General features: G+C 68.6%; 1 protein-coding gene. It reads left to right on the forward strand.

The window, feature by feature from the left end; translation table 11 throughout:
- Positions 1-270: 270 nt before the first annotated feature.
- A partial coding sequence (locus JCM19049_RS17335) for a DUF2249 domain-containing protein (RefSeq protein ID WP_279403537.1) occupies positions 271-516 on the forward strand: 246 nt, incomplete at its 3' end.

The raw sequence follows: 516 nt of genomic DNA on the forward strand, positions 1-516 counted from the left end.
CGTTCGGCTTCGGCGATGCGTTCGCGCACCGAGGCCAGGTTGTGCTGGAAGTCCTGCAGGTCTGCGCGTGCGCGGCGGCGCTGGAACCTGGCTGGGGTGCTGTCATGATGCGTGCTTCCTTCCCACGATGCTGGCCACGGTGCGGGCCCGGCGGCTCCGCCCACTGCCCTTCAGTCTAGGCACTCCCGGCGAAGAACCGGTTCCCCGAGGTCGCGGGGCTAAGCTGTGGGAAGAGCCGGCAGACCCAGCCGGCACGCCCCAGGCCCTGAGATGGAGGAAGCCTTGTCCCCCAAAGACCCGCAGACCATCGATGTGCGCCAGATCCCCAAGCCGCAGCGCCACGCCCGGATTTTCGAGCTTTTCGCCCGGTTGCAGACCGGTGAACAGCTGGTGCTGCTGGCCGATGATGAACCGCAGAACCTGCGCCGCGAGTTCGAGCGGGACCAGCCGGCGCCTTTGACTGGCAGGCCCGGGCCCTGGACCCTGGACAGTGGCGGGTGCTGCTCACACGGCTGG

It is taken from the genome of Arthrobacter sp. JCM 19049 (assembly GCF_001310435.1).